General features: G+C 32.9%; 23 protein-coding genes. 9 read left to right on the forward strand and 14 right to left on the reverse strand.

Features of this window, described 5'->3' with window-relative positions:
• Positions 1-956: 956 nt before the first annotated feature.
• Positions 957-2,531: an IS1182 family transposase gene (locus tag G6R40_RS02815; protein ID WP_165131100.1), complete on the forward strand. Its 1,575-nt coding sequence runs from the start codon at positions 957-959 to the stop codon at positions 2,529-2,531.
• Between the two features lie 110 nt (positions 2,532-2,641).
• On the opposite strand, the gene G6R40_RS02820 is transcribed toward G6R40_RS02815, so the two are convergent.
• The 7 genes from G6R40_RS02820 to G6R40_RS02850 form a co-directional block, all read right to left on the reverse strand.
• Positions 2,642-3,208: a hypothetical protein gene (locus G6R40_RS02820; protein WP_165131280.1), complete on the reverse strand. Its 567-nt coding sequence runs from the start codon at positions 3,206-3,208 to the stop codon at positions 2,642-2,644.
• A 219-nt stretch (positions 3,209-3,427) separates the two neighbouring features.
• A complete protein-coding gene (locus G6R40_RS02825) occupies positions 3,428-4,297 on the reverse strand; it encodes a hypothetical protein (protein ID WP_165131282.1) in 870 nt (289 codons plus the stop codon).
• An 875-nt stretch (positions 4,298-5,172) separates the two neighbouring features.
• Positions 5,173-6,339, reverse strand: a complete 1,167-nt coding sequence (gene tet(X) / locus G6R40_RS02830; protein WP_005783159.1) for a tetracycline-inactivating monooxygenase Tet(X) — start codon at positions 6,337-6,339, stop codon at positions 5,173-5,175.
• Positions 6,340-7,288: 949 nt separating this feature from the next.
• On the reverse strand, positions 7,289-7,798 hold the full coding sequence (locus tag G6R40_RS02835; protein ID WP_165131284.1) for a hypothetical protein: 510 nt from the start codon (positions 7,796-7,798) through the stop codon (positions 7,289-7,291).
• A 13-nt stretch (positions 7,799-7,811) separates the two neighbouring features.
• Positions 7,812-9,380, reverse strand: coding sequence for a hypothetical protein (locus G6R40_RS02840; protein ID WP_165131286.1), 1,569 nt, complete (start codon positions 9,378-9,380; stop codon positions 7,812-7,814).
• A gap of 278 nt (positions 9,381-9,658) precedes the next feature.
• Positions 9,659-10,048, reverse strand: a complete 390-nt coding sequence (locus tag G6R40_RS02845) for a hypothetical protein (protein ID WP_165131288.1) — start codon at positions 10,046-10,048, stop codon at positions 9,659-9,661.
• A 33-nt stretch (positions 10,049-10,081) separates the two neighbouring features.
• The gene (locus G6R40_RS02850) at positions 10,082-10,447 is read right to left on the reverse strand and encodes a hypothetical protein (RefSeq protein WP_165131289.1); all 366 of its coding nucleotides are present in this window, start codon (positions 10,445-10,447) and stop codon (positions 10,082-10,084) included.
• 336 nt (positions 10,448-10,783) lie between these two features.
• On the opposite strand from G6R40_RS02850, the gene G6R40_RS02855 reads away from it, so the two are divergent.
• Positions 10,784-12,358, forward strand: coding sequence for an IS1182 family transposase (locus G6R40_RS02855; protein WP_165131100.1), 1,575 nt, complete (start codon positions 10,784-10,786; stop codon positions 12,356-12,358).
• Positions 12,359-12,477: 119 nt separating this feature from the next.
• Here G6R40_RS02855 and G6R40_RS02860 read toward each other — a convergent pair whose 3' ends face one another.
• Both G6R40_RS02860 and G6R40_RS02865 read right to left on the reverse strand, forming a co-directional pair.
• Positions 12,478-12,795 carry a type II toxin-antitoxin system RelE/ParE family toxin gene (locus tag G6R40_RS02860; protein ID WP_165131110.1) on the reverse strand — a complete coding sequence of 106 codons (318 nt, stop codon included), beginning with the start codon at positions 12,793-12,795 and terminating at the stop codon, positions 12,478-12,480.
• A gap of 2 nt (positions 12,796-12,797) precedes the next feature.
• The gene (locus tag G6R40_RS02865) at positions 12,798-13,037 is read right to left on the reverse strand and encodes a hypothetical protein (protein WP_165131112.1); all 240 of its coding nucleotides are present in this window, start codon (positions 13,035-13,037) and stop codon (positions 12,798-12,800) included.
• A 49-nt stretch (positions 13,038-13,086) separates the two neighbouring features.
• On the opposite strand from G6R40_RS02865, the gene G6R40_RS02870 reads away from it, so the two are divergent.
• Entirely contained in the window at positions 13,087-13,320 is a 234-nt protein-coding gene (locus G6R40_RS02870; protein ID WP_165131238.1) for a hypothetical protein, read from the forward strand.
• Between the two features lie 749 nt (positions 13,321-14,069).
• Positions 14,070-15,644, forward strand: a complete 1,575-nt coding sequence (locus G6R40_RS02875; RefSeq protein ID WP_165131100.1) for an IS1182 family transposase — start codon at positions 14,070-14,072, stop codon at positions 15,642-15,644.
• A gap of 112 nt (positions 15,645-15,756) precedes the next feature.
• Here G6R40_RS02875 and G6R40_RS02880 read toward each other — a convergent pair whose 3' ends face one another.
• Positions 15,757-16,704: an alpha/beta fold hydrolase gene (locus tag G6R40_RS02880; protein ID WP_165131149.1), complete on the reverse strand. Its 948-nt coding sequence runs from the start codon at positions 16,702-16,704 to the stop codon at positions 15,757-15,759.
• Positions 16,705-17,059: 355 nt separating this feature from the next.
• Between G6R40_RS02880 and catB (G6R40_RS02885) the strand changes: the two genes are divergently transcribed.
• The gene (catB, locus tag G6R40_RS02885; RefSeq protein ID WP_014043450.1) at positions 17,060-17,689 is read left to right on the forward strand and encodes a type B chloramphenicol O-acetyltransferase; all 630 of its coding nucleotides are present in this window, start codon (positions 17,060-17,062) and stop codon (positions 17,687-17,689) included.
• Between the two features lie 203 nt (positions 17,690-17,892).
• Here the strand turns inward: catB (G6R40_RS02885) and G6R40_RS02890 are convergent, their stop codons facing one another.
• The gene (locus G6R40_RS02890) at positions 17,893-18,396 is read right to left on the reverse strand and encodes a trimethoprim-resistant dihydrofolate reductase DfrA49 (RefSeq protein WP_038694170.1); all 504 of its coding nucleotides are present in this window, start codon (positions 18,394-18,396) and stop codon (positions 17,893-17,895) included.
• 568 nt (positions 18,397-18,964) lie between these two features.
• On the opposite strand from G6R40_RS02890, the gene ere(D) reads away from it, so the two are divergent.
• On the forward strand, positions 18,965-20,191 hold the full coding sequence (ere(D), locus tag G6R40_RS02895) for an EreD family erythromycin esterase (protein WP_165131291.1): 1,227 nt from the start codon (positions 18,965-18,967) through the stop codon (positions 20,189-20,191).
• Positions 20,192-20,586: 395 nt separating this feature from the next.
• Positions 20,587-21,216: a type B chloramphenicol O-acetyltransferase gene (catB, locus tag G6R40_RS02900; protein ID WP_014043450.1), complete on the forward strand. Its 630-nt coding sequence runs from the start codon at positions 20,587-20,589 to the stop codon at positions 21,214-21,216.
• Positions 21,217-22,181: 965 nt separating this feature from the next.
• Here the strand turns inward: catB (G6R40_RS02900) and G6R40_RS02905 are convergent.
• A complete protein-coding gene (locus G6R40_RS02905; protein ID WP_165131293.1) occupies positions 22,182-22,715 on the reverse strand; it encodes a hypothetical protein in 534 nt (177 codons plus the stop codon).
• 277 nt (positions 22,716-22,992) lie between these two features.
• Here G6R40_RS02905 and G6R40_RS02910 point away from each other — a divergent pair, with 277 nt between their 5' ends.
• The gene (locus G6R40_RS02910) at positions 22,993-24,567 is read left to right on the forward strand and encodes an IS1182 family transposase (protein ID WP_165131100.1); all 1,575 of its coding nucleotides are present in this window, start codon (positions 22,993-22,995) and stop codon (positions 24,565-24,567) included.
• A gap of 79 nt (positions 24,568-24,646) precedes the next feature.
• Complete coding sequence (locus G6R40_RS02915) at positions 24,647-24,874, forward strand: hypothetical protein (protein WP_165131295.1); 228 nt, start codon at positions 24,647-24,649, stop codon at positions 24,872-24,874.
• Between the two features lie 207 nt (positions 24,875-25,081).
• On the opposite strand, the gene G6R40_RS02920 is transcribed toward G6R40_RS02915, so the two are convergent.
• Positions 25,082-25,804: a hypothetical protein gene (locus G6R40_RS02920; RefSeq protein WP_165131297.1), complete on the reverse strand. Its 723-nt coding sequence runs from the start codon at positions 25,802-25,804 to the stop codon at positions 25,082-25,084.
• 33 nt (positions 25,805-25,837) lie between these two features.
• On the reverse strand, positions 25,838-26,164 hold the full coding sequence (locus G6R40_RS02925) for a helix-turn-helix domain-containing protein (RefSeq protein WP_165131299.1): 327 nt from the start codon (positions 26,162-26,164) through the stop codon (positions 25,838-25,840).
• Between the last annotated feature and the right edge of the window lies 1 nt (position 26,165).

The raw sequence follows: 26,165 nt of genomic DNA on the forward strand, positions 1-26,165 counted from the left end.
GTACAACGGAAAAAGTATTGGCGAAGTGCGGGCTTTCGAAGAACTGAAAGTTCAAGAACGACCAAGCGTAGCGAATGCTTTTTCAAGTACACTAAAATAAGAAAAAAATGTGGAATTGAAAAGCATGAGCGGATTATTTTTTCTGCTTTTCAATTCTTCCCTAAATCCCGCATTTTGCCAATACATTGTTACGCGCAGTAGAAAATGAGAACTTTTCAACGCTGAAAAATAGTTCTAAAAAATTATGAGCAATTAAATCACAAACAAATCAGATGAATAAAACGAAGCTTAACCAGTTTTCAAACTGCATTTTTCCAGCAAAATTTAAAACTCAATTATCTGAAATTTTTCTCGATGGTTTCTGCGAAAAGTAAAATTGAAAATTCGTAAAAAATAAAAGTTATTTTTATGAAAATATTAAAATGATAAATTTTTCAACTATGGTTTCTGAAGTTGATATTTTCTGATTTTTTCAAATGAGAAAAATTTCAATTATAAAAAAAGAAAAGAGTAGAAGAAGCTTAAAACGTTAGAAAATTTTAAGCGAAAAAAACTCGAAATTTATTTGTCGAGAAAAGTGTTTCCAAGAAAATTTAAGAACTTTTTAAACCCAATATTTCTACTGAATTTTTTCTTATAAAAACCAAAAATATAAATGTTAAAAAAAGAGAAATTATTATCCGAAAACGCGCTAATCTATTGCGTGTAACGAAAAAGTATTGGCGAAGTGCGGGCTTTCGAAGAACTGAAAGTTCAAGAACGACCAAACGGAGCGAATGCTTTTTCAAGTACACTAAATTAAGAAAAAAAGTGGAATTGAAAAGCATGAGCGGATTAAAATTTCTGCTTTTCAATTTTGAACTTCTCCCCGCATTTTGCCAAACCGATGTGCTTGTTGCACAACTCAAATATACAAATAAACTTGTATAAAAACGGGATATTTCGTAAATTGATGTATGCAAGGAAAGAAGAGTTTTACACCACAATTATTTGTTTCGGTCAATTTATTAGACCTAGTTCCAGAGGATAATTTTTATAGAAAAATGTTATCCGAACTCAATTTAGATTTCATTTATAAAGCAACTCAAAAGTATTATGGTAAGGAAGGACAAGAGAGTATAGATCCTGTTGTTTTCTTTAAGATATTATTGGTGGGATATTTAAACAATATCAATTCAGATAGACAGTTGATAGCTTTTTGTAGTGATAGCTTGTCGATAAGATTGTTTTTAGGTTATGATGTACATGAGCAGCTTCCTTGGCACAGTACCATTAGCCGAACTCGCGGTTTGTATGGCGAAGAAGTCTTTTTAAACTTGTTTAAAGAAGTCTTGAGAATGTGCGTTTCTAAAAATATGGTTCGTGGTAAACGACAAGCGGTGGACAGCGTTTTCATCAAAGCTAATGCTTCTATGGATAGCTTGGTAGAGAAAGAAGTTTTAGAAGACGCCAGTGCTTTTGTAAACGAACTAGAAGAAAACAGCGAATACAAAGTAACTACCACCCGCAAGAAACTCGTTGAACGCCACCATGATTGGAAAGCAGAAGCGTATAAAGGAATGCCAGCAAATAGCAATAGTAGACAGATAGATGAAAACGGCAATCTCATCCGTCCCAAATACCTATCTAATCACACCCATTATTCTCCCACAGATAGCGATGCTAGAGTGAGTGTAAAACCCGGCAAAGCGCGACAATTAAATTATTTTGGACAAATCGCAGTTGACGATGCGCACCATGTCATTACAGGAGCGTGTTCAGATTTTGCGGATAAACGCGACAGTCAGTGTTTAGAACAAATTGTAGAACTCACAGAAGAAAACCTAAAGGAAAACGGAATAGAATTACAAGAACTTTTAGCCGATGGTGGTTACAGCAGTGGCGAAGCATTGGCGTATTTGCACGAAAAAAACATCAACGCCTACATCCCTAACTTCGGACAATACAAATCAGAGCGAGAAGGTTTTACTTACCACAAAGAAGAAAACTATTATCAATGCACAAAACCCGAAGGTAAGCAAGCTAAACTGCTTTTCAAAGGCGAAAAAATGGATAGTAAAGGCTACACCAAACGAACGTACCGAAGCAGTGAAACAGATTGCAAAAACTGTCCACTAAGAGAACAATGCTGTGGCAAAAGCACCAAGTTTAAAAAGCTAGACGACAGCATCCACAAAGAACATTACGACCGTATGCATCAAAAACTCACCCAAAACGAGAAATATGCCAAGAAAATGGTTAGAGTGCGAAGCAAAACGGTAGAACCCGTCATTGGAACGTTGATCAACTTTACCAACATGAAACGAGTCAACACTCGAGGCATCAAAAACGCAAACAAACATGTACTGATGGCAAGTTTAACCTACAACTTGAAGAAATACATGCGTTTTACCATTAAAAAACCAAGTATTTTAGCCCAAGTTCTATCTCTAAAACAAGGGAAGAACTTTGCTTTTTCAAAACGCGCCTTTTCAGTCTATAAAAACTCGATTTTAAGCTATTCAAATTCTAGAATTTTGAACTACAACTAAAAAAAAACCTCTCTAAAATTGCTTCTAAAGAGGTCAAAATTTCATGTTTTTGAAAACTATTTTCTAAAAAAAAGGAGTTGTGCAACAGTTACCGATGTTAGCTGTAGTCGTTATTTTTCTTTTGCTAAGTCTTCCAATGTTCTATTTTCAGAATCATAAATCAAAGTTAGATTTGTAGCAAATGCAGGTTGAGTAATATTTATGTTCCAATTTTTATCTTTGATATTTAAAGTTTTATTTATTTGGTCAACGAAATAAAACCAACCTGGAGTTTCTTCATTCACATTGTAAACTTTTTCATCAGTAATTATTTCAGCGACAATTAAATCAGTTGTTAGTAAATCCTTTTTGTATGCGATTATAGATTTAATATTCTTCCAATTTATTAGTTCAGGGTTTTTAAGTTTATCAATGTAAAATCCATCACTATAAAATTCGAAAATTCCTTCATCGGTATAAATTTCGTGAAAGCTTTTTTTATTAAGTTCTGCTTTTTCATTGTAGTTCATTAAAAATTTAGCTTTTGGGAAAATTATTTTTAGGATTGCAAGTATCAATCCTATAATACCAAAAACTAAAACAATCCAATTTAGAAATTTAGATTCTTTACTAACAAGTAAAATTCCAAATATTAAAATCAAAAATGACGTAATTAAAAGTTTGTTTGATTCTTTCACGTTATGTTGGTTAACTATTACAGCTAACGGTTCGGGGCTTTGCGAAGTGGCGGTAAATCGAAGACGAAAGTTTCGATTTAGACGACACGTAGCAAAAGCCAATTTCTATTTGCTAAATTATGAAAAAAAGCCAATAAAATTGGCTTTTGCGGATTACGAAGCACAAAGTTTCAACTTAGACGAAAACCCGCCATTTTGCAAAACCCTTGTTACCAGCTGTTATTTTTCCCACTCTTTGTAAAATCCTGCTTTAATATATTCTTTGTCTCGCTCGTTGACAGGTTTACCTTGATGTTCGGCAAATATATCGTAAGTGTCTTCAACTGTATTAACTCCAATATCAAAACAAGCTCGTCCCCATTGATAAAGAGCAACACTTTGTTTTGTCGTAAACACGCCTTGTTTTATTTGAACTCCGTCATATTCTTTTCCTTTGATTTCCGTAAAAAAATCAAGTTTTCCTCCTTGTTTAGTTTCTGCAAGTATGAAAGATTTGAGTTCACTTTTTGAAGGTATAATAATGTCGGACGGTTTCTTTTTGTTTAATTTCTCCTTTTTGATTAGTGCTAAAACTGCTTTTTCAATTTCTTGGTTTGAAATGATTTTGAACATTTTCCCATTAAATTTCAATTTTCCGTTTTCAATGGTTGCATTTGTGTCATACTTTTCTTTAATGATTTCATTAGCCCGATTTTCAGTAATGTCGCCAATAAGATTGCAAGCGAAAGTTGATTGTTGATTTGTCCGCATTTCAATTGTCATAAATTGCAGTTTGGGGTCATTTTGTAGCATAACCATAACAACCATTTTACTTTCCTTTGTCAATATAAAAAAGTCAGAAGGAAGGTTGATTGCCGACTTTTCTATTTGGTCTAATGTCGGGTTTTCAGAAACAAACACGGAAGATTGTCTATTTTCAATGTTGTTTTTGAGTGTATAATAGTTAGAAATAAGTAAAAAATCGTCAACCGATTTTTCAGAAGTTGAAACGGAATTGAATACTGGGTTTCCGTTATTGTCGGTTTGTCCAAATGCCTGACCTAATACCAATGTTAGTAATGTCAAAATGATAGTTGTGATTTTTTTCATTGCTGTCTTTTTGTTATAATTGCTGGTAACGGAAAAAGTATTGGCGAAGTGCGGGAATTCGAAGGACTGAAAGTTCAAGAATTCAGAAACGTAGCCGATGCTTTTTCACTTCTGCTAACTTACAAAAAATCGCAGAATTGAAAAGCATTCGGCGGAATATTTTTACAAAATTTCAACGTTTACAAAACCCCGCATTTTGCCAATACAATGTTACGCGCAGTAGAAAATGAGAATTTTTCAATGCTGAAAAATAGTTCTAAAAAATTATGAGCAATTAAATCACAAACAAATCAGATGAATAAAACGAAGCTTAACCAGTTTTCAAACTGCATTTTTCCGGCAAAATTTAAAACTCAATTATCTGAAATTTTTCTCGATGGTTTCTGCGAAAAGTAAAATTGAAAATTCGTAAAAAATGAAAATTATTTTTATGAAAATATTAAAAAATGGCAAAACTTTCAACTATGGTTTCTGAATTCGATATTTTTTAATTTTTCAAATGGGAAAAATTTCAATTATAAAAAAAGAAAAGAGTAGAAGAAGCTTAAAAATCACGCGAAATTTTAAGCGAAAAAAACTCGAAATTTATTTGTCGAGAAAAGTGTAATCAAGAAAATTTAATAACTTTTAAACCCAACATTTCTACTGAATTTTTTCTTATAAAAACCTTAAATTTCAATGTTAAAAAAAGAGAAATTATTATCCGAAAACGCGCTAATCTATTGCGTGTAACGGCTGGCAAATTGGCGATGGAGCCGACTTTTAGCACAAATGTTGAATAGAATTACTAATCTTCAACATTGCACAAAAGTTCAATAGAAGTACTTCACCGGCTCTATTGCCAATTTGTTTGTTATGTGCCGTTTTATTCCATTTTATACATTTAACAATTGCTGAAACGTAAAGTCGGGTTTAAACATTTCAATTTCGTTTTGAGTTGATTCTTCTTGTGCTTCTTTGCCATAGATAAACATTTGCTGTTCATAATTTTTAACAGCCTCTTCAATGCTATTAAATTTTCCATCGGCTAGATTATCAGACAATATCAAGGCATCCACCAACCCACTATTTACTCCCTGCCCTGCAAAAGGCGGCATCAAATGTGCGGCATCCCCAATCATTGTTATGGGTAATGGGCGCTTGCTTTTCCAAGGCTTTTCTAAAGGAAATATCCGTGTAGCCAATCCTACAAATGACAACGTCGTATGAATCAATTCTTTGTAGCGTTCGTCCCAATCGGAAAATTCTTTCAGAAGAAAATCAACGACACTATTTCTGTTTTGAAAATCTACCTGCGTTTGGTTTTTCCATTCATCAGGTGTTTTAAAACTTATTCCAAAATGCAATGCACCATTATTATTGGGGTTAGCAAATAATAAATTACCTTGGTGAGATGCCATTAGCCGGTTTCCATTGCATAGCTGAAAAAATCCAGGACAGTTTATCTCTGGTTGATGAATATCGGCTTGTATATTGAAAGTACCTGTTTCTTCAACTTCCGTGTCGGTAACAAATTTTCTTACCTTGGACATCCCGCCATTGGCAAGAATAACCAAATCTGCTGTTTCACTCGGTTTATTCTCAAAAGTTAGTGTCCACTTCTTCTTACCAGGTTCAAGCATAACAAGTTTTCTATCCCAAATAACCGTGTCGTTTTCTAAACTATTCAACAAGATAGCCCTTAAGTCATTTCTGTTTATTTCAGGATTGTCAAATCGATTTTCGGGCTTTACATTTTTTGTGGATAAAATATTGCCTTTTTTATCAGCAATATTTACACCCATTGGTAAGGCTAAGTCATAATAAGTTTGTAACAATCCCGCTTTTTTCATTGCTTCCTGACCTGAACCTTTGTGTAGGTCAAGGGTTCCACCAAAAATTCTTGCCTCTCGGTCGTTGTCTCTTTCGTAAACTGAAACGTCTATGCCGTTTTGCTGTAATAATTTTGCCATAGTCAGTCCAACGGGTCCACCACCAATTATTGCAACGTTCTTATCACTAAGTAAATTCATTTGTTTGTCTGTATCTATTCGCATTGTCATTCAAAAATGGCCCATAACGGAAAAAGTATTGGCGAAGTGCGGGCTTTCGAAGAACTGAAAGTTCAAGAACGACCAAGCGTAGCGAATGCTTTTTCAAGTACACTAAAATAAGAAAAAAATGTGGAATTGAAAAGCATGAGCGGATTATTTTTTCTGCTTTTCAATTCTTCCCTAAATCCCGCATTTTGCCAATACATTGTTACGCGCAGTAGAAAATGAGAACTTTTCAACGCTGAAAAATAGTTCTAAAAAATTATGAGCAATTAAATCACAAACAAATCAGATGAATAAAACGAAGCTTAACCAGTTTTCAAACTGCATTTTTCCAGCAAAATTTAAAACTCAATTATCTGAAATTTTTCTCGATGGTTTCTGCGAAAAGTAAAATTGAAAATTCGTAAAAAATAAAAGTTATTTTTATGAAAATCTTAAAAAATGGCAAAACTTTCAACTATGGTTTATGAAGTTGATATTTTCTGATTTTTTCAAATGAGAAAAATTTCAATTATAAAAAGAAAAGAGTAGAAGAAGCTTAAAAATCACGCGAAATTTTAAGCGAAAAAACCTCGAAGTTTATTTGTCGAGAAAAGTGTTTTCAAGAAAATTTAAGAACTTTTTAAACCCAATATTTCTATTGAATTTTTTCTTATAAAACCTAAAATATCAATGTTTAAAAAAGAGAAATTATTATCCGAAAACGCGCTAATCTATTGCGTGTAACGGAAAACGGCTTTGCGAAGGAGCGGCTAAGAAAGCCAAAACTTTCAATAATCACTAAAAGTAGCAAAAGTAATTTTCTTGCACTAAATTACAAAAAAATGTGAAATAAAATTGCTTTTGCGGGTAAAAAAGTAGAGTAGTTCAACTTAGATTTAAACCCGCTCTTTTGCAAAACCGATGTTAGCAGAAGGTGTTTTGGCGTATTGTATTTTTTATTACTCTTGCCAATTTATTTTAAACTATCTCTGGGTATCATTCTGATGTCATAATTTTTATAATCAGGATTTGTTAATCTCATATTTTCTAAATAAATATAATATGCTTTTGATGGTTCAAATTTTGTTATGCCCCATTCGCTAGAGGTTTCCATCCATTTTTCATTTCTTTTTGTATAATTAAAAATAAACATTAAACCCGACTTAAAATAATTAATCACTACAACAGCTGTATTGTTTTTGATATTTACACTTGCGGAATAAAAATTTGTTGTTGTATGATTCAATAATTCTGTGTTTGACAAAAAATTAATGTTTAATAAATCATAATTGACTCTTTTTCCATTTATCTCATTAAAAACATTTCTTTTCAATGATAGAGTCAAAAGGCTTATTTGCTTGGATGACAAAGCCTTTGAAATAAGTATTTCTTCATCAGATTTATGATTGTCCAATCTCATTCCTGTGGGGAATAAAACAATTATAAAAATACTTAATAATAGCATTAATCCTATTGTTTTCATACTTTTTTTCATATTATTGTTTGATAAGGTTAATGTTCCCCATGTTTACTACAACACCATAGGTTGCTATTTCCCATTCTTCACCGCTTTCTTGTGTGTAGTTGAAAAATAAACCATCAGTCCAGTGAACAAATTCGTGAAGTAATGTTATTGACAAAAACAGTTTCATAATCTCAGCATCAGCACCAACAGAATTTTCTAGTTTTTTAACATAATTTACATCTATCTTTACGGTATTTGTAAAAGGATTATGATATCCATAAGCACCAGGTAAATCTACTATTTGAATTAAAGGACCTTGTCCAAATTTTAATTTATCCAAAATTTGCTGTTCATTCAATCCTGTAAACTGTGTTAATGTTTGCATGACTTTCATGTTAGAATTAACATAATTTGCAATGTTTATGACAGCATTTGTAAATTTAGGATACTTCAACTGGTCAACTTTCCTCATTTTAAAATCGGGAGAATTTAGTGATTGGTAATTTAAAACAGTTGCTGGATTTTGCAAAACAATTTGTTGTAAAAAGCCACTAGGAATGTCGGTAATAAACTCGTTTTGAAACTGTACCCAAGTGAAATTAGGGTTTTGCAACATAAAATCAAAAGCAAAATCTTGGATTGTGCTTATCTTTGTCCAACTATCTGGGTTTTGATTTTTATATGAGGTAGCAGAAGCAAAAATAGGACTAAAGTTAAACCAAGCAATATCCTTTTTAGTAACATATTCTAAAACAGAGGTAATGAAACCTTGGTGCTTGGGAGCTAATCCATTTTGTGCAAAATAGTTGGTTATATCAGTCAGTGCGCCAATGTTTTCTGTGATATAGGCATGAGTAGATGGTGAAAGAAATGCTATGAAATTATTAATCTGTTCTGTAGTAGGTACATTAGGTACTGTACCACCACCACCTCCTCCTGATGGTGGCCCACCAGTATTTCCGCCTGAGGATCCGCCCGAAGATCCACCGCCACCTCCTGTTGTACAAGTAGCCATTATATAATAGGTTACTCCATTATAATCACTACATGGGCAACCCGCACCAAAACAAGGGACATGCATTTCTACCATACATGTAGTAGAATTCTTTGCATGGTTTTCTGTTTTGTTATTTCCATTAATATCCGTTATTTTTAAAATACCTTGATAATCTCCTTTTTTACTAGCTATATAATTTTTTAACCATTGAGCATCTGGTATATAGTGATAAATGTATTCTTCTATATTGCCGTTATGTACATTAATTATAAGATTTGAAAATGTAAAGTCTTTGTCACCTAATGTGTTAACTTTTAAAGTAAAAGAAGTAACATCGTTATGTACAACTTTAATAATATCTGCTGTATCAATAGCAGTAATATATTGTTCTGTATTTTTATTTAGATTATTGGGTTTTAAATAATCTGGAAGAGTATTTTTCGCATTTTTTTGAATAAAATTTTCCATTTCCTCAAAACTCACTTTGTCCACTCTTGAATTTGAATGAACTTGAATTGTGTCATTAGACTCCATAAGATATTCTCTTGTACACGAGAATAGAAATAATAAAGCAAGCATTGTTAAAAAATAATTCTTTTTCATAAATTTTTGTTTTTTAAATTAATAAAATTTTTTCATTCGTTGAAACGTAAAGTTTGGAAACACTTTCTGCTAACGGAAAAAGGCTTTGCGAAGTGCGGGAATTCGAAGAACTTTAGTTCAAGGATTCATAAACGTAGCAAATGCTTTTTCAGATTGTCTAAATTAGTTAAAAAAACAATATGAAAAGCAGTTGCGAATTTTTTTGACTAAATTTCAATCAAGACTAAACCCCGCATTTTGCAAAACCTATGTTAGCAGAAGTTTTTTAGAAATGTTATCTAATTTCTATAAATGTTGTTAACACTTAATTTAATAGAGTCGCGAAGTCTTTCTTTACCTAAATCGCGATAAACTACATTTTGACCTTTTCTATTTACTCCATTTTCAATTATTTCTGAAAAGATTGTACCACTATTATCTGATTCCAGCTTCAAACCAATATTTAGTTCACCAGTGGAAAGTTGTTTTTTAAAACAAAATCTTCTTCCATCATCATATTTTAAAACCATATCATAATCTTGCTCTAATATATCTGTGAAATTTTTATGTCTAGCAACTAAACCACCTGTCTGAATATAAAAATCTCTTATTTTTTCGTTATCCTTGTTATTGCTAACAATAGCCCATATTATAAATATTGCTACTAAAATTATAATTATTGTCCACATTTTTAGTTAATTATTTTAGAATTATATAAAGTTTTAAAATCCATTATTTAATCGCATTTCACAATCACTCACAAAAAAATAAAATTCATAACGTTCCAATTTTAATTCTCGAAACTTATCTAATTGTTTTTGATTCATTGAATTATTATTTTTTAAAATTTCCAGTTCTTCAATTACTTTATCTAAACTTTCAAGATTATTCTTCATTTGAAACAATGATAAACTATAATTTTGGTCTAATAAAGTTATCATATATATGAATCCATATTCAATATTAGACTTTTCTAAATTATAACCCATTTTTGCAAGAGGTCTCGCGCTATTAAAATCATTTTCTTGAATTTTTTCTATAGCATTTTGTATCCAAAATTCTGGCATTGTATGATCAAAGGCATTCATAAACTGATAATTGTTTTTATTATTTTTAAATTAATTGTGAAAATCAGATTTTCAATTGCAGAAAGGTTTTTTGATAAAATTTCTGCTAACGAAAAAGTATTTGCGAAGTGCGGGCTGGATTTAACTGAAAGTTCAATTCAGATCGAGCGAAGCAAAATGCTTTTTCAGATTGTTAAATTACAAAATAAATCAAGATGAAAAGCATTTTTGCGGATAAATATCTGATGCTTTTCAGCTATGATTTAACCCCGCATTTTGCAAATACACTGTGCTTGTTGCACAACTCAAATATACAAATAAACTTGTATAAAAACGGGATATTTCGTAAATTGATGTATGCAAGGAAAGAAGAGTTTTACACCACAATTATTTGTTTCGGTCAATTTATTAGACCTAGTTCCAGAGGATAATTTTTATAGAAAAATGTTATCCGAACTCAATTTAGATTTCATTTATAAAGCAACTCAAAAGTATTATGGTAAGGAAGGACAAGAGAGTATAGATCCTGTTGTTTTCTTTAAGATATTATTGGTGGGATATTTAAACAATATCAATTCAGATAGACAGTTGATAGCTTTTTGTAGTGATAGCTTGTCGATAAGATTGTTTTTAGGTTATGATGTACATGAGCAGCTTCCTTGGCACAGTACCATTAGCCGAACTCGCGGTTTGTATGGCGAAGAAGTCTTTTTAAACTTGTTTAAAGAAGTCTTGAGAATGTGCGTTTCTAAAAATATGGTTCGTGGTAAACGACAAGCGGTGGACAGCGTTTTCATCAAAGCTAATGCTTCTATGGATAGCTTGGTAGAGAAAGAAGTTTTAGAAGACGCCAGTGCTTTTGTAAACGAACTAGAAGAAAACAGCGAATACAAAGTAACTACCACCCGCAAGAAACTCGTTGAACGCCACCATGATTGGAAAGCAGAAGCGTATAAAGGAATGCCAGCAAATAGCAATAGTAGACAGATAGATGAAAACGGCAATCTCATCCGTCCCAAATACCTATCTAATCACACCCATTATTCTCCCACAGATAGCGATGCTAGAGTGAGTGTAAAACCCGGCAAAGCGCGACAATTAAATTATTTTGGACAAATCGCAGTTGACGATGCGCACCATGTCATTACAGGAGCGTGTTCAGATTTTGCGGATAAACGCGACAGTCAGTGTTTAGAACAAATTGTAGAACTCACAGAAGAAAACCTAAAGGAAAACGGAATAGAATTACAAGAACTTTTAGCCGATGGTGGTTACAGCAGTGGCGAAGCATTGGCGTATTTGCACGAAAAAAACATCAACGCCTACATCCCTAACTTCGGACAATACAAATCAGAGCGAGAAGGTTTTACTTACCACAAAGAAGAAAACTATTATCAATGCACAAAACCCGAAGGTAAGCAAGCTAAACTGCTTTTCAAAGGCGAAAAAATGGATAGTAAAGGCTACACCAAACGAACGTACCGAAGCAGTGAAACAGATTGCAAAAACTGTCCACTAAGAGAACAATGCTGTGGCAAAAGCACCAAGTTTAAAAAGCTAGACGACAGCATCCACAAAGAACATTACGACCGTATGCATCAAAAACTCACCCAAAACGAGAAATATGCCAAGAAAATGGTTAGAGTGCGAAGCAAAACGGTAGAACCCGTCATTGGAACGTTGATCAACTTTACCAACATGAAACGAGTCAACACTCGAGGCATCAAAAACGCAAACAAACATGTACTGATGGCAAGTTTAACCTACAACTTGAAGAAATACATGCGTTTTACCATTAAAAAACCAAGTATTTTAGCCCAAGTTCTATCTCTAAAACAAGGGAAGAACTTTGCTTTTTCAAAACGCGCCTTTTCAGTCTATAAAAACTCGATTTTAAGCTATTCAAATTCTAGAATTTTGAACTACAACTAAAAAAAAACCTCTCTAAAATTGCTTCTAAAGAGGTCAAAATTTCATGTTTTTGAAAACTATTTTCTAAAAAAAAGGAGTTGTGCAACAGTTACCTATGTTAGCAGAAGTGCTTTTTATTTTTATTTTGATTTTCTTCTTTCATCAGTCATTTTTATTGGATTTTGTCTTCCATCAAAAATGTCATTGATGATTATTTTAGTATCCACAATTTTGTAAATGACTTTATAATTTCCACAAACAATATATCTATGCTTTTGATTTAGTTTTTCTAGATTTAATTCAATTTGGCCAGATTTAGGATTATTGATTAATTGTTTTGTCGAGGTCAAAATTTGCTTCCGAATTTTATGAGCAACTTTTTTATTTGCTTTATTTGAGTAATAATCAAAAATATCTTTAAGATTTTCTATTGCAAAATCGGTCCAAATAATTTTCATTTCTACCAATTTGCTGATAATTTTTCCAAATCTTCTTGAGATTTATATTTTCCATTTTTAAAATCTTGTTCAGATTTTTCAATTCTGTTAATAAGTTCTTCAACAGTAAATGGTCTGAATTCAGAATGATCTTCTTTTTCGAATTTTCTTAAAATATAATTTTCGATTTTTTCAAAGAAACTTTCATCCTGCAATTGAGCAAGGTATGTGATTAAGTTTAATTTTCTATTTTCTAAATCCATTGTAATAATATTTGAATCAAATTTACTGAATTATTTTTGGATTTTGAATTTGAACACGAATTTTTGTAGCATTTCTGCTAACGGAAAAAGTATTGGCGAAGTGCGGGAATTCGAAGGACTGAAAGTTCAAGAATTCAGAAACGTAGCCGATGCTTTTTCACTTCTGCTAACTTACAAAAAAATTGCAGAATTGAAAAGCATTCGGCGGAATATTTTTACAAAATTTCAACGTTTACAAAATCCCGCATTTTGCCAATACATTGTTACGCGCAGTAGAAAATGAGAACTTTTCAACGCTGAAAAATAGTTCTAAAAAATTATGAGCAATTAAATCACAAACAAATCAGAAGAATAAAACGAAGCTTAACCAGTTTTCAAACTGCATTTTTCCAGCAAAATTTAAAACTCAATTATCTGAAATTTTTCTCGATGGTTTCTGCGAAAAGTAAAATTGAAAATTCGTAAAAAATAAAAGTTATTTTTATGAAAATATTAAAATGATAAATTTTTCAACTATGGTTTCTGAAGTTGATATTTTCTGATTTTTTCAAATGAGAAAAATTTCAATTATAAAAAAAGAAAAGAGTAGAAGAAGCTTAAAAATCACGCGAAATTTTAAGCGAAAAAACCTCGAAATTTATTTGTCGAGAAAAGTGTTTTCAAGAAAATTTAAGAACTTTTTAAACCCAATATTTCTACTGAATTTTTTCTTATAAAAACCAAAAATAGCAATGTTAAAAAAAGAGAAATTATTATCCGAAAACGCGCTAATCTATTGCGTGTAACGGAAAAAGTATTGGCGAAGTGCGGGCTTTCGAAGAACAAAAAGTTCAAGGAAGACCAAACGTAGCGAATGCTTTTTCGATTATGCTAACTTACAAAAAATTGCAGAATTGAAAAGCATGAGCGGATTAATATTTCTGCTTTTCAATTTTCACTTTACCCCGCATTTTGCCAATACTATGTGCTTGTTGCACAACTCAAATATACAAATAAACTTGTATAAAAACGGGATATTTCGTAAATTGATGTATGCAAGGAAAGAAGAGTTTTACACCACAATTATTTGTTTCGGTCAATTTATTAGACCTAGTTCCAGAGGATAATTTTTATAGAAAAATGTTATCCGAACTCAATTTAGATTTCATTTATAAAGCAACTCAAAAGTATTATGGTAAGGAAGGACAGGAGAGTATAGATCCTGTTGTTTTCTTTAAGATATTATTGGTGGGATATTTAAACAATATCAATTCAGATAGACAGTTGATAGCTTTTTGTAGTGATAGCTTGTCGATAAGATTGTTTTTAGGTTATGATGTACATGAGCAGCTTCCTTGGCACAGTACCATTAGCCGAACTCGCGGTTTGTATGGCGAAGAAGTCTTTTTAAACTTGTTTAAAGAAGTCTTGAGAATGTGCGTTTCTAAAAATATGGTTCGTGGTAAACGACAAGCGGTGGACAGCGTTTTCATCAAAGCTAATGCTTCTATGGATAGCTTGGTAGAGAAAGAAGTTTTAGAAGACGCCAGTGCTTTTGTAAACGAACTAGAAGAAAACAGCGAATACAAAGTAACTACCACCCGCAAGAAACTCGTTGAACGCCACCATGATTGGAAAGCAGAAGCGTATAAAGGAATGCCAGCAAATAGCAATAGTAGACAGATAGATGAAAACGGCAATCTCATCCGTCCCAAATACCTATCTAATCACACCCATTATTCTCCCACAGATAGCGATGCTAGAGTGAGTGTAAAACCCGGCAAAGCGCGACAATTAAATTATTTTGGACAAATCGCAGTTGACGATGCGCACCATGTCATTACAGGAGCGTGTTCAGATTTTGCGGATAAACGCGACAGTCAGTGTTTAGAACAAATTGTAGAACTCACAGAAGAAAACCTAAAGGAAAACGGAATAGAATTACAAGAACTTTTAGCCGATGGTGGTTACAGCAGTGGCGAAGCATTGGCGTATTTGCACGAAAAAAACATCAACGCCTACATCCCTAACTTCGGACAATACAAATCAGAGCGAGAAGGTTTTACTTACCACAAAGAAGAAAACTATTATCAATGCACAAAACCCGAAGGTAAGCAAGCTAAACTGCTTTTCAAAGGCGAAAAAATGGATAGTAAAGGCTACACCAAACGAACGTACCGAAGCAGTGAAACAGATTGCAAAAACTGTCCACTAAGAGAACAATGCTGTGGCAAAAGCACCAAGTTTAAAAAGCTAGACGACAGCATCCACAAAGAACATTACGACCGTATGCATCAAAAACTCACCCAAAACGAGAAATATGCCAAGAAAATGGTTAGAGTGCGAAGCAAAACGGTAGAACCCGTCATTGGAACGTTGATCAACTTTACCAACATGAAACGAGTCAACACTCGAGGCATCAAAAACGCAAACAAACATGTACTGATGGCAAGTTTAACCTACAACTTGAAGAAATACATGCGTTTTACCATTAAAAAACCAAGTATTTTAGCCCAAGTTCTATCTCTAAAACAAGGGAAGAACTTTGCTTTTTCAAAACGCGCCTTTTCAGTCTATAAAAACTCGATTTTAAGCTATTCAAATTCTAGAATTTTGAACTACAACTAAAAAAAAACCTCTCTAAAATTGCTTCTAAAGAGGTCAAAATTTCATGTTTTTGAAAACTATTTTCTAAAAAAAAGGAGTTGTGCAACAGTTACCAATGTTACCTGCAGTTTCTTTATTCACGAAGCCATTTATTTATCTCGTTAAAAGTATTTTCGCTCTGTTCAATCCAGGGAAAATGACCTGCTTTGTCAATAATCACCAATTTTGAGTTTGGTAAGCGGAAGTGCAGTTCTGTTGCATATTCAGGTAAATTGTTTGTGTCATATTTTCCGTTAATTATTAAAATTTTTGTTTTTAAATTGTTAAACTTTTTCTGAAATTCCAAATATTTTTGGCGTTCTTCGGGTGTTTCCTGATAATAATTACTTCCGATTGGTTTTCTTCGTCCTGCTTTTGTAATTTCTTTCACAATTGGAATAACTTTTTGAGAGGTTTCTTCATTATAAGTCCACCATTTTGTTCTTGCAGTAGAAATGTCATTTCCATTTTTGTCAAAAATTGTATTGTTTGCATTCATGTAATCCCAATCCTCAATAACTTTAGCAAACCATGTAGATTCTTTTATCCTCTTGTTTTCAGAAATTCTTCTTCTTTCAATAGATTCGTTTTGACTTCCTGTATAACTTGTTCCTGATAAAATTATCCCCGAAACATTATTTGGATATTCTACTGCGTATTGCAAAGCAATTGCACTTTGGTCTGAATGTCCAAACAACCAAATCTTTTTTGCACCAAGTTTTTCTCTTAACAATTCAATTTCTTTTACGGAATTTGCAGGAGTGTAATCTTCAATTTTTTTTGGTGTTTCAGACTTTCCTGTTCCGCGAGAATCATAATAAACCATTGTGAATTTTTCTTCAAGTGGTTTTAAAGTCATTTCGTAACCGATTTTTCCCGAACTTGGATGTCCAATAAGCATAATTGGACCTTTTCCTCTTACTGTATAATTGATATTTAAGTTATCAATTTTTTCCGTGTAATTTCCATTCTCAATTTTAGAACTTGAAGCACAAGAAATTAAGAAAAATGATAATATTAAAATTCTGAAAATTCCTTTCATAAACGCTGTTTTGATGAAATTGCAGGTAACGGGAAACGCATTGGCGAAGTGGCGGATAAATTGAACCGAAAGTTCAATTTAGCAGTAACGTAGCCGATGTGTTTCCACAGAAGCTAAATTATTAAAAAAAAGCTGAATGTGGAACACATTCGGCGGAATAAAAAGCACAAAAGTTGAATTTTGTACTTAACCCGCCATTTTGCCAATGCGATGTTATGTGTAGTTTTTTTGTATCTTTGTCAGATGAAATTATCAGATTAGCATATTTACTTTACGCAACGTATAGGAAGAGAATAGTTTAGTATTATTCTTCGTTTCCTTATTGTCTCTTATTGTAAATTAAATATGTTAAATAATGAAAAATTTCTTCGAAAGTCCTTTTAAAGGAAAAATAATCAAAGACCACATAACTAATCCCAATATAATTTCGGGTAAATATTCTTATTATTCTGGTTATTATCACGGTCATTCATTTGACGATTGTGCTCGTTATCTGTTTCCGGACAGGAATGATGTCGATAAACTAATTATCGGTTCTTATTGTTCAATAGGGAGCGGTGCAAGTTTCATAATGGCAGGTAATCAAGGTCATAAATATGATTGGATTTCCAGTTTTCCATTTTTTTATATGTCTGAATTTGATGTTTTCAGTAAAAGCCAAGATGGATTTCAAAAAGCAGGAGATACAGTTGTTGGGAATGATGTTTGGATTGGTAGTGAAGCTATGATAATGCCAGGAGTTCAGATAGGAGATGGAGCTGTTATTGGCAGTCGTGCTTTGGTTACAAAAGATGTTGAACCTTATTCAATTGTAGGGGGAAATCCAGCCAAATTGATAAAAAAGAGATTTAGTGATGATGACATCCAAAAATTGCAGGAAATGAAATGGTGGGAATGGGATGAAGAAACCCTTTTTGAAGCAATGCCAATTCTTTGTTCAAATAAAATCGATTTGTTGTACAAGTTTTTTAGAAAAATGAAATGATAAAAAGAAGGTTCCGAAATTCGGAGCCTTTTTGTTTTAACTGCGTTTGCGGCTAAAATTACACATAACTTATTTATTGATACGGCTTTTCTGTACAAAACAGCATAATACTTGATGTTTTTGTGCAGGTTTGTTTCTTTATTTGATCAAATATAACGAAAGTAGGTAGACAATGATTTCTTATTTCTCATCAAGTAATCACGTTACCTCCAATACCTTTTCACTTCAAACGCATAGGCATTTTTCTCATCCACTGCTTGGGTTGCTACCGTTTCAACATTCCAAGCGACAGCTTCGAATTTCGGGAAGAAGGTATCTGCACCAAATTCGCCCTGCACATGGGTAATAAACATCTCTTGAACACAATCAAGCGCTAAAGCTTCTCGGTAAATTTGTCCGCCTCCAATTATGAAAACGGTTCGTTCCACTTCATTTTTATAATGATCCAAACAGGATTCCAAGGAAGAAAAAACAACTGCTCCAGGAGCATGATATTCGGTATTGCGTGTTAAGACCGCATTCTCGCGGTTGGGCAACGGCCGAAAACGTTCCGGAATGGAATCGTAGTTTTTTCTACCTGTAACCACAATATGTCCCGTGGTTGTTTCTTTGAAAAATTTCATATCTGCAGGCAAATGCCACATCAAATCATTGTTCTTTCCAATACCGAATTGCTGATCAACAGCAACAATCAATGCTACTTTCATGGAAGTACTTTGTAAATTGTAGGTGAAATGAACACCATGCGGGGATTTGGAATTACTGCATCGTGAACCTGTGTTCCCCTGGCCTCTTCTTCCGTGAGAAAATAACCAATTACCCAATGATAGGTTCCATCCGGAGCCACCACCAATTATTGCAACGTTCTTATCACTAAGTAAATTCATTTGTTTGTCTGTATCTATTCGCATTGTCATTCAAAAATGGCCCATAACGGGAAACGCATTGGCGAAGTGGCGGATAAATTGGACGAAAAGTTCAATTTAGCAGTGACGTAGCCGATGTGTTTCCACAGAAGCTAAATTATTAAAAAAAGCTGAATGTGGAACACATTCGGCGGAATAAAATGCAGAAACTTTCAATTTAGCACTTAACCTGCCATTTTGCCAATGCGATGTTATGTGAAGGAATTTTTAGTATCTTTGTATTCAAATAATTCACATTTTATGTATTTCAGCAAGCCTTGGTAATTAAAAATTAAAGTAAATTATTAAATCGTCTTTTTGAGACGGTTGCTATTTGGTACGTTAATTTTTAATTTAAAATAAGGTAATAATGAAAAATATAAAACCCTTAACTTTTCCGTTTAATTCGGAAAATAATACATCCATAAAACAAAGTCTTTTTCGATTTCGAGAATATTTTGATTCTTCTACAATTGTTGGTTTAGGCGAAAACGCACATTTCATAAAAGAGTTTTTTACATTCAGGCATCAAGTTATTGAGTTTTTAGTAACTGAATGTGATTTTGACACCTTGGCATTTGAGTTTGGTTTTTCTGAAGGATTAGAAGTTGATAAGTGGATAAAATCACAAATTCCATTCGACGATTTGGATAAGTTACTGTCACACTTTTATTATCCAAATGAGTTTAAAGATACTTTGCTATGGCTTCGTCGGTATAATCAAGACAATAATAATCAAATTACCTTTTTAGGTGTGGATATTCCTAAAAATGGAGGTTCTTATTTTCCAAACTTTCGTATTGTATCTGATTATTTGCAAAGACTTTCAATCGTTTCTTCTGATGTCTTACAGAAGATTTTAAATCTTGCTGAGAAATTTGATTTCTATTCGACTTCTCAGCTTGCGTTAAATTTATCGCTTTTTGATGAAGCTGAACATAATGAATTAAAAGCATTGCTATTAAAAGTTTACATTCGTTTGGTCACTCTTCAACCAAAACTGGAAAGTTTAGAGTTTCAATCGATACTTCATCAAGTTAAAGGCTTGATTTATATGAATTATAATGCTGATGCTATGGAAAGCTTCATTACTGAAAAGGGAATTGAGGGAGATATGGGAGCAAAAGACCAGTATATGGCAGAAAGTATTGATTGGTTTTTGAAAAATTCACTTGGTAAAAAGATTATTTTAGTTGCCCACAATGCTCACATTCAAAAAACTCCGGTGGATTTTGACGGATTTATTAGTTGTTATCCAATGGGGCAAAGACTTTCGATGACTTTTGGAGAAAAATACAAAGCATTTGCAATAACTAATCTACGTGGAGAAACTGCCGCATTGTATCCTGATAATGATTATCAATTTGGTTTTAGGGTTGATAAATTTCCACTTGATTCTCCAGAGTCGGATTCTGTTGAATTTTTTATGCAGGAATTATCAGGAAAAGAATGCTGTTTAATAATCAATAAAAGTAAGGAATTAAAAAATTGTAGTAAGATTCGTTTTGATTCTATATATCTAAAAACTGAAATAGTAGATTCTTTTGATGGGATTTTCCTAATAGAAAAATCAACTGTTTCAGAAATAGTGGATTGAGAATAATGTAAATTTGATTTCGAAAAGGTACTTTCTTTTTTGGAGGTGCCGTTTTATTCTTTCACATAACGGGAAACGCATTGGCGAAGTGGCGGATAAATTGAACCGAAAGTTCAATTTAGCAGTGACGTAGCCGATGTGTTTCCACAGAAGCTAAATTATTAAAAAAAAGCTGAATGTGGGACACATTCGGCGGAATAAAAAGCACAAAAGTTGAATTTTGAACTTAACCCGCCATTTTGCCAATGCGATGTTATGTGTAGTTTTTTAGTATCTTTGTCAGATGAAATTATCAGATTAGCAAATTTACTTTACGCAACGTATAGGAAGAGAATAGTTTAGTATTATTCTTCGTTTCCTTATTGTCTCTTATTGTAAATTAAATATGTTAAATAATGAAAAATTTCTTCGAAAGTCCTTTTAAAGGAAAAATAATCAAAGACCACATAACTAATCCCAATATAATTTCGGGTAAATATTCTTATTATTCTGGTTATTATCACGGTCATTCATTTGACGATTGTGCTCGTTATCTGTTTCCGGACAGGAATGATGTCGATAAACTAATTATCGGTTCTTATTGTTCAATAGGGAGCGGTGCAAGTTTCATAATGGCAGGTAATCAAGGTCATAAATATGATTGGATTTCCAGTTTTCCATTTTTTTATATGTCTGAATTTGATGTTTTCAGTAAAAGCCAAGATGGATTTCAAAAAGCAGGAGATACAGTTGTTGGGAATGATGTTTGGATTGGTAGTGAAGCTATGATAATGCCAGGAGTTCAGATAGGAGATGGAGCTGTTATTGGCAGTCGTGCTTTGGTTACAAAAGATGTTGAACCTTATTCAATTGTAGGGGGAAATCCAGCCAAATTGATAAAAAAGAGATTTAGTGATGATGACATCCAAAAATTGCAGGAAATGAAATGGTGGGAATGGGATGAAGAAACCCTTTTTGAAGCAATGCCAATTCTTTGTTCAAATAAAATCGATTTGTTGTACAAGTTTTTTAGAAAAATGAAATGATAAAAAGAAGGTTCCGAAATTCGGAGCCTTTTTGTTTTAACTGCGTTTGCGGCTAAAATTACACATAACGGAAAAAGTATTGGCGAAGTGCGGGCTTTCGAAGAACTGAAAGTTCAAGAACGACCAAGCGTAGCGAATGCTTTTTCAAGTACACTAAAATAAGAAAAAAATGTGGAATTGAAAAGCATGAGCGGATTATTTTTTCTGCTTTTCAATTCTTCCCTAAATCCCGCATTTTGCCAATACATTGTTACGCGCAGTAGAAAATGAGAACTTTTCAACGCTGAAAAATAGTTCTAAAAAATTATGAGCAATTAAATCACAAACAAATCAGATGAATAAAACGAAGCTTAACCAGTTTTCAAACTGCATTTTTCCAGCAAAATTTAAAACTCAATTATCTGAAATTTTTCTCGATGGTTTCTGCGAAAAGTAAAATTGAAAATTCGTAAAAAATAAAAGTTATTTTTATGAAAATCTTAAAAAATGGCAAAACTTTCAACTATGGTTTATGAAGTTGATATTTTCTGATTTTTTCAAATGAGAAAAATTTCAATTATAAAAAGAAAAGAGTAGAAGAAGCTTAAAAATCACGCGAAATTTTAAGCGAAAAAACCTCGAAGTTTATTTGTCGAGAAAAGTGTTTTCAAGAAAATTTAAGAACTTTTTAAACCCAATATTTCTATTGAATTTTTTCTTATAAAACCTAAAATATCAATGTTTAAAAAAGAGAAATTATTATCCGAAAACGCGCTAATCTATTGCGTGTAACGAAAAAGTATTGGCGAAGTGCGGGCTTAATTTGAACGAAAGTTCAATTTTAGACCAATCGTAGCCAATATTTTTTCAATGGAACTAAATTAAGAAAAAATGTGGAATTGGAAAATATTGGCGGATAAATATTACAAATAGTTCAATTAACCCTTAAACCCCGCATTTTGCCAATACACTGTTAGCTGCAGTTCTTATTTTTCAATATAGAAAGTTGATTCTCTCTTAAATTTATTTTGATAGACAATTTTATCAATCTCGGCAATCAGATTCTCAATGTTTTCAGGAAATATCATTGATTCTAATGTTCTGGATTTATTGTCAGAATCGTAATAGTATATTATTCTCTTAGTTATTCCATCACAACAATCATTTGATTCATATTTTATTGTTGGGAAACTTATAGTATTTATTTTTTCTGAAATTCTCTCAAAATCAATTTGATTTAATTTGCCACTAAATGAACCAATTTTAGTAGAATCAATTGTTTTTGGATTTCCTTCGATAAAATTTTGGACTGAGATTGAATCTGTTTTATAAAAATTATCAATTTTTAGTTTGAATGTGTTTTCATTCGTTAATTCTACACTATACTCATTACAGATACCCCAACAATCATTGTTAATTTTATGTACAATTATTTTATTGTATTCGTTGTTTTTAATTTCATTGTTTTTTACACAACCAATTAAAGTCAAAATTATACAAAATGTTGAAAAATAGTTCATTGACTGGATTTTGGTAGAATTACAGCTAACGGAAAAAGTATTGGCGAAGTGCGGGATTTCGAAGAACTAAAAGTTCAAAAAATCCAAAACGTAGCGAATGCTTTTTCGATTATGCTAACTTACAAAAATTTGCAGAATTGAAAAGCATGAGCGGATTAATATTTCTGCTTTTCAATTCTGCACTTCTCCCCGCATTTTGCCAATACAATGTGCTTGTTGCACAACTCAAATATACAAATAAACTTGTATAAAAACGGGATATTTCGTAAATTGATGTATGCAAGGAAAGAAGAGTTTTACACCACAATTATTTGTTTCGGTCAATTTATTAGACCTAGTTCCAGAGGATAATTTTTATAGAAAAATGTTATCCGAACTCAATTTAGATTTCATTTATAAAGCAACTCAAAAGTATTATGGTAAGGAAGGACAAGAGAGTATAGATCCTGTTGTTTTCTTTAAGATATTATTGGTGGGATATTTAAACAATATCAATTCAGATAGACAGTTGATAGCTTTTTGTAGTGATAGCTTGTCGATAAGATTGTTTTTAGGTTATGATGTACATGAGCAGCTTCCTTGGCACAGTACCATTAGCCGAACTCGCGGTTTGTATGGCGAAGAAGTCTTTTTAAACTTGTTTAAAGAAGTCTTGAGAATGTGCGTTTCTAAAAATATGGTTCGTGGTAAACGACAAGCGGTGGACAGCGTTTTCATCAAAGCTAATGCTTCTATGGATAGCTTGGTAGAGAAAGAAGTTTTAGAAGACGCCAGTGCTTTTGTAAACGAACTAGAAGAAAACAGCGAATACAAAGTAACTACCACCCGCAAGAAACTCGTTGAACGCCACCATGATTGGAAAGCAGAAGCGTATAAAGGAATGCCAGCAAATAGCAATAGTAGACAGATAGATGAAAACGGCAATCTCATCCGTCCCAAATACCTATCTAATCACACCCATTATTCTCCCACAGATAGCGATGCTAGAGTGAGTGTAAAACCCGGCAAAGCGCGACAATTAAATTATTTTGGACAAATCGCAGTTGACGATGCGCACCATGTCATTACAGGAGCGTGTTCAGATTTTGCGGATAAACGCGACAGTCAGTGTTTAGAACAAATTGTAGAACTCACAGAAGAAAACCTAAAGGAAAACGGAATAGAATTACAAGAACTTTTAGCCGATGGTGGTTACAGCAGTGGCGAAGCATTGGCGTATTTGCACGAAAAAAACATCAACGCCTACATCCCTAACTTCGGACAATACAAATCAGAGCGAGAAGGTTTTACTTACCACAAAGAAGAAAACTATTATCAATGCACAAAACCCGAAGGTAAGCAAGCTAAACTGCTTTTCAAAGGCGAAAAAATGGATAGTAAAGGCTACACCAAACGAACGTACCGAAGCAGTGAAACAGATTGCAAAAACTGTCCACTAAGAGAACAATGCTGTGGCAAAAGCACCAAGTTTAAAAAGCTAGACGACAGCATCCACAAAGAACATTACGACCGTATGCATCAAAAACTCACCCAAAACGAGAAATATGCCAAGAAAATGGTTAGAGTGCGAAGCAAAACGGTAGAACCCGTCATTGGAACGTTGATCAACTTTACCAACATGAAACGAGTCAACACTCGAGGCATCAAAAACGCAAACAAACATGTACTGATGGCAAGTTTAACCTACAACTTGAAGAAATACATGCGTTTTACCATTAAAAAACCAAGTATTTTAGCCCAAGTTCTATCTCTAAAACAAGGGAAGAACTTTGCTTTTTCAAAACGCGCCTTTTCAGTCTATAAAAACTCGATTTTAAGCTATTCAAATTCTAGAATTTTGAACTACAACTAAAAAAAAACCTCTCTAAAATTGCTTCTAAAGAGGTCAAAATTTCATGTTTTTGAAAACTATTTTCTAAAAAAAAGGAGTTGTGCAACAGTTACCAATGTTATATGCAGTGCTTTTTGTTCATACAGTTTGTGAATATGCAGGAGTAGCGGTGGGAAATTTATTCTTTTTTGGCGGTGGGGAAAAGAGGGAAGGGAAAAGCTCTTTTGCAGACATGGATTTTGGTGTTGGTGAAGCGGTATGCAAATGTGCTTTTACCGTTGCGGTGGGTTATATTGTTCGATTTGTAAACAAACATGAAAGAATTTAAAACAACATCGCAATAATTGAACTCCACAATGCTTCAATATAAAATTGCATCACAAGAATATTACTCCACATCGGAAAAATATAAAATCACAACGCTATAATATTACTCCACATCGTGCCAATATAAAACCACAAGATAAAAATATAGAGTTACATCGCTAGAATGTAACTCCACATTGTAAGAATATTAAAACTTCTTGGCCAAATATTATTTTCTGCTAGTGAATTCGATACTTGAAACGTTTGTGTATTCTGGTGAAGTAGCTCCGTAGAGACTTTTCACGTATTTTTTGACGCTTTGGGCGATAGAATATAAACCTGTTCCGTCTGAATATAGGATGTTATCTCTTTCAATCAATTTATTGTTAAGTTCAGCTTCTGATTGGTCAACAGCTTGGGTAGAACTGACCAAAGAATCTTTATAAGTGTTGAGATTTATTAATTTTAAATCGTCTTCATTGGGATTATAGGACGGAATTGTTGAAAGCAATTGTAATAGGATTCCAAAATTCTCGGCTTGTTGGGTGTAAGACTGCCGAGATGTAGAAATTGTTTTTGGAGTTTCGCCACCTTCAACGGGTGGGGTTTCAGTTTTCTTTTGTCCGCCTTGAATATTACGATTCAAAGATTTTGCTTGGTCGATTGTTCCCTGTGGGAGTCCCAATATTTCTAAATGATTGATAATTTTTGTGCAAGTTGATTTTAGATTTTCAAAAGCGGATTGACGTAATGCGATAGCATTTTTGTTGGCGACTCTCTTGTCTTCTACTTCAGCAAGTTTTGTGGAAGCTGTGGTATAAAGTGTCTGTAGGTTTGCAATCTTTAGATAGTCGACTGGTGGGTTGTAAAGACTATAAACGTTTACTTGTTCTGTAAGTTTTTGTAGGTTGGCTACATTCTTAGCGTGTCCTACTTCTGATGTACTTGACATAATATTTTGTTTTTGGTGTTGATGTTAATTTTACTATGTAAGAAACATTTTTTTCCATTTCGTGACGGAGTTTCTGCTCAGTTTAAAATATGTTGATAATTGGCTATTATTGAGTTTGTGCTTTTTTTGATAATCTAAGATCTTCAGAATGTCGGATTTGCTGTAAGAGCGGTATTTTTGGTTTTCGGATTGTTTTTCTCCTTTGGGAGTATTGAAGATATTATTATTCAGCTCGATAATATCTATGGCAGATAAGTTTTTCTTTTTTAGATGGATTTGGCATTTTTCTTTCTTGTGAGGAAATTTTTTGTCGAGAATATCTGTAAATATTAACTTGTAATCAGGTGATGGATATTTCATC

It is taken from the genome of Chryseobacterium sp. POL2 (assembly GCF_011058315.1).
GTDB lineage: Bacteria > Bacteroidota > Bacteroidia > Flavobacteriales > Weeksellaceae > Soonwooa.

Coding starts and splice junctions, on each gene's coding strand:
- G6R40_RS02845 (WP_165131288.1), bottom strand. CDS start 10,048: ATGTGGACAATAATTATAATTTTAGTAGCAATATTTATAATATGGGCT.
- G6R40_RS02890 (WP_038694170.1), bottom strand. CDS start 18,396: ATGAAAGTAGCATTGATTGTTGCTGTTGATCAGCAATTCGGTATTGGA.
- G6R40_RS02865 (WP_165131112.1), bottom strand. CDS start 13,037: ATGGATTTAGAAAATAGAAAATTAAACTTAATCACATACCTTGCTCAA.
- G6R40_RS02875 (WP_165131100.1), top strand. CDS start 14,070: ATGCAAGGAAAGAAGAGTTTTACACCACAATTATTTGTTTCGGTCAAT.
- G6R40_RS02880 (WP_165131149.1), bottom strand. CDS start 16,704: ATGAAAGGAATTTTCAGAATTTTAATATTATCATTTTTCTTAATTTCT.
- G6R40_RS02860 (WP_165131110.1), bottom strand. CDS start 12,795: ATGAAAATTATTTGGACCGATTTTGCAATAGAAAATCTTAAAGATATT.
- catB (WP_014043450.1), top strand. CDS start 20,587: ATGAAAAATTTCTTCGAAAGTCCTTTTAAAGGAAAAATAATCAAAGAC.
- G6R40_RS02825 (WP_165131282.1), bottom strand. CDS start 4,297: ATGAAAAAAATCACAACTATCATTTTGACATTACTAACATTGGTATTA.
- G6R40_RS02910 (WP_165131100.1), top strand. CDS start 22,993: ATGCAAGGAAAGAAGAGTTTTACACCACAATTATTTGTTTCGGTCAAT.
- G6R40_RS02840 (WP_165131286.1), bottom strand. CDS start 9,380: ATGAAAAAGAATTATTTTTTAACAATGCTTGCTTTATTATTTCTATTC.
- G6R40_RS02815 (WP_165131100.1), top strand. CDS start 957: ATGCAAGGAAAGAAGAGTTTTACACCACAATTATTTGTTTCGGTCAAT.
- G6R40_RS02835 (WP_165131284.1), bottom strand. CDS start 7,798: ATGAAAACAATAGGATTAATGCTATTATTAAGTATTTTTATAATTGTT.
- catB (WP_014043450.1), top strand. CDS start 17,060: ATGAAAAATTTCTTCGAAAGTCCTTTTAAAGGAAAAATAATCAAAGAC.
- G6R40_RS02920 (WP_165131297.1), bottom strand. CDS start 25,804: ATGTCAAGTACATCAGAAGTAGGACACGCTAAGAATGTAGCCAACCTA.
- G6R40_RS02925 (WP_165131299.1), bottom strand. CDS start 26,164: ATGAAATATCCATCACCTGATTACAAGTTAATATTTACAGATATTCTC.
- G6R40_RS02905 (WP_165131293.1), bottom strand. CDS start 22,715: ATGAACTATTTTTCAACATTTTGTATAATTTTGACTTTAATTGGTTGT.
- G6R40_RS02855 (WP_165131100.1), top strand. CDS start 10,784: ATGCAAGGAAAGAAGAGTTTTACACCACAATTATTTGTTTCGGTCAAT.
- G6R40_RS02850 (WP_165131289.1), bottom strand. CDS start 10,447: ATGAATGCCTTTGATCATACAATGCCAGAATTTTGGATACAAAATGCT.